This is a genomic window from Psychroserpens sp. (assembly GCF_045105015.1).
GTDB lineage: Bacteria > Bacteroidota > Bacteroidia > Flavobacteriales > Flavobacteriaceae > Psychroserpens.
The window spans coordinates 1-3,184 of sequence record NZ_JBGCCX010000036.1 but is presented as its reverse complement, the minus strand read 5'-3'; the positions used below and the strand labels follow the sequence as shown (position 1 = coordinate 3,184).

The 3,184-nt window shown below is 33.5% G+C and carries 3 protein-coding genes and 1 pseudogene; all 4 read right to left on the bottom strand.

What is annotated here, in order from left to right; all coding sequences use genetic code 11:
* A pseudogene (locus tag AB8B90_RS02870) lies at positions 1 to 569 on the bottom strand (energy transducer TonB); the annotation flags it as partial.
* Positions 570 to 607: 38 nt separating this feature from the next.
* Entirely contained in the window at positions 608 to 1,003 is a 396-nt protein-coding gene (locus AB8B90_RS02865; RefSeq protein ID WP_405333449.1) for an ExbD/TolR family protein, read from the bottom strand.
* Positions 1,003 to 1,698, bottom strand: coding sequence for a MotA/TolQ/ExbB proton channel family protein (locus AB8B90_RS02860; protein WP_405333447.1), 696 nt, complete (start codon positions 1,696 to 1,698; stop codon positions 1,003 to 1,005). The genes AB8B90_RS02865 and AB8B90_RS02860 overlap by 1 nt, the downstream gene beginning before the upstream one ends.
* A gap of 67 nt (positions 1,699 to 1,765) precedes the next feature.
* Complete coding sequence (gene nhaD, locus AB8B90_RS02855; protein ID WP_405333445.1) at positions 1,766 to 3,160, bottom strand: sodium:proton antiporter NhaD; 1,395 nt, start codon at positions 3,158 to 3,160, stop codon at positions 1,766 to 1,768.
* Positions 3,161 to 3,184 lie beyond the last annotated feature (24 nt).

Genomic DNA, 3,184 nt, shown 5'->3' with positions numbered 1-3,184 from the left:
GATCCAGGTGTGCCTTTATATGGCGCATAAGGACTACCATCTAATTCACCTTTATCTCCTGGGCCATCACCTGGTCCTTCACCATTTTGAGTTGGTCCATCAGAATTTTTCACACCACCAATTAAAGCATCTAATTTATCTTTTTTATCTTGTTCTTCTTTAGCAATTCTATCTGTTTCAGCTTTTTCAAGTTGTTTAATGCGTTCAGCCTCAGCCTTTGCTTTTTCAGCTTCCTCTTCTGCCTTTTTTATAGCCAAGTCTTCTGCTGACTCGTTAGTTAAGACATCTTCAGATTCACTGTTAGCATCTGTGGTTTCTTCAGGTTGTGATTTATCTGCTTCTGTATCTTCTTTAACAACCTCTTCATTAGGTCTAGATTTAATTGGTTCTGTAGGTTGAATAGTTCCTGAACCAACCGGAGAATTTCCAAAGTTAACTGCAACACCATATTCCTCTGGTGGATCCATATAAGGAGGCCCAACCACAAATAGTAGCAATACTAAAATAATCACAATTAGTGCTGTGATTTTAGCTGAATTACGTTCGTGTTTGGTTTTTAAGTACTTCATAGTATTGCATAAGCAAACTTCATTCCGGAAAAATAAGACTAGTTATTTGGCTTAACAGCTAGAATAACTTTAAACTTATTTCGATTAGCGATATCCATCACCTTAACAACATTCTCTACAGGAACTGATTTTTCAGCACGCAGAACAATAGTAGGTTGATCTTGGGAAGATAGCATATTAACTAGCTCTGTTTCAAGAACACTTCCTCCTACTAATTTTTGATCTATATAATAGTTAAGATCTTTAGTTATACTTACAGCTACAGATTGTTTGTTTTCAGTTTTCCCACTAGCTTGAGGTAATAAAATATCAATAGCATTAGTTGTCACTAATGTAGAAGCGAGCATAAAAAATATCAATAACAGGAATACAATATCTGTCATTGAAGACATATTGAATTCAGGTTTTACTTTATTTCTTCCTCGTATCTGCATTAAATAGGCTCGTTTAAATGATCTAAAAATTCTAATGAATTTGATTCCATTTGATATACGACTTTATCTGTTCTTACTACCAAATGGTTGTAAGCCATATAGGCAACAATACCAACAATTAAACCAGCTACTGTAGTTGTCATAGCAGTATATAATCCATCAGATAGTTGTTTGATATCGATTTGTCCTCCAGAATTTGCAATTTCAAATATGGATAATATCATTCCGATAACTGTCCCTAGAAAACCAATCATTGGAGCAATACTAGATATAGTAGCTAAAACACTAACATGCTTTTCTAACCCATATAATTCTAATCTACCAGCATTTTCGATTGCTGTATTGATATCTTCGAGAGGTTTTCCGATACGAGTGATTCCTTTATTAATGAGTCTAGATACTGGAGTATTTACTTGAGCACATAGCATTTGAGCAGAATCAATCTTACCATTAGTTACATGGTCTTTGATTTGATTCATGAAATTTGAATCAACGTTAGATGCTGCTTTTATAGCGAACAAACGTTCAAAATAAATATAAATAGCAGCAATTAAAAGCACAAACAATATGGCTATTATTATTTGTCCTGCAGCTCCTCCACTACTGATCAATTCAATGATAGAAAGTGTTTTTTCGGTTGATTCTGAATCAGTAGCCAATTCAGCTCCATCTTGAATACTACTTAGTAATTTCATATAAGTTGCGTATTGATAATAATTTTATTAGTGTAATAACGCTTATTTTAATTCAAAAGTATGCGAACTAGAATAATGTTCTTGTAAACATAAACGCAATTGCTCCTACAATAAATCCGACAAGTGCAAGCCACGATATCTTTTTGATATACCAGAAAAAGTCTATTTTTTCCATTCCCATAGCAACAACACCAGCAGCAGAACCTATGATAAGCATACTACCACCTGTTCCAGCGGAATAGGCTATAAAATGCCATAATTCATTATCCATTGGCTCTGAAAACATTCCTAAACTAGCAGCTACTAATGGTACATTATCAATTACAGCGGAACCAACTCCAAGAAGAAGCACTACTAAATCGGAAACACCTTCACCGTGTAATTCTGTCCCCAACATTGGCATTGTTTCTTGTAATGATCCTGCAAAACCAAATAAGATTCCTAAAGATTCTAAGGCTGCTACAGCCATTAAAATTCCGAGGAAAAATAAAATACTTGGCATTTCAATTTTAGATAAAGAATGATGAACTGGACTATGATTAGCATGTTCACTATGCTCATCTGAAACAACTCCAGAAATCGCGAATTTGGAATTACTATAAATTTCAGCAAAAATGGCCACTACACCTAATGCTAACATCATACCAACATATGGAGGCAAATGCGTCACAGTTTTAAAAATGGGTACAGAAACAATTCCACCTAGACCTAAGTAAAGCATTGTTGAACTGAATTTACTTTTGGGTTTATCTGAATCGTCAGCCACCTTTTCGAGGTCACCTTTAAAGGCAGGTAAGAACGAAGCAATAAATGTAGGTACTAACATACACAATAAAGAAGGTATGAATAGGTATACAAATAAATGTCCTGTTGTAACTTTTTTACCAATCCATAACATTGTAGTGGTAACATCTCCAATAGGAGACCAAGCACCTCCTGCATTAGCAGCAATGATTATTAAACCTGCATACCAGATACGAACATCTCTATCTTTAACAATCTTTTGAAGTATAGAAATTAAAACAATAGTTGCAGTTAAATTATCTATGATAGCAGATAATATAAATGCTAATATTGCAAAAATCCAAAGTACTTTACGCTTACTTTTTGTTTTTATAAAACCTTTAATAGTTGAAAAGCCATCAAAATAATCAATGATTTCTACTATGGTCATAGCACCTAAAAGAAATACTAAAATTTCAGCTGTTTTTCCCAAATGATGCAATAATGTTTCTTCCATGATGTGCATCTTGTTTTCATGATCTAAACCATAAAACCCATCAACTAAACCATGATTAGCAGAATCAAACCACTCTGAAAAAGAATCAATTCCTAAAGAAATTAAAGCCCAACTAATAGCCATCATAACTAAAGCTGGAATTAGCTTATCTATTTTGATACTATGTTCTACTGTTATAGCTAAATAACCTAATACAAAAACTAATATTATTATTGTTTCCATTTATTTCTTTTAAATAAGTTGACT

Excerpts from the sequence above, each read along its gene's own strand:
- AB8B90_RS02865 (WP_405333449.1), bottom strand. The coding sequence starts at position 1,003 with ATGCAGATACGAGGAAGAAATAAAGTAAAACCTGAATTCAATATGTCT.
- AB8B90_RS02860 (WP_405333447.1), bottom strand. The coding sequence starts at position 1,698 with ATGAAATTACTAAGTAGTATTCAAGATGGAGCTGAATTGGCTACTGAT.
- nhaD (WP_405333445.1), bottom strand. The coding sequence starts at position 3,160 with ATGGAAACAATAATAATATTAGTTTTTGTATTAGGTTATTTAGCTATA.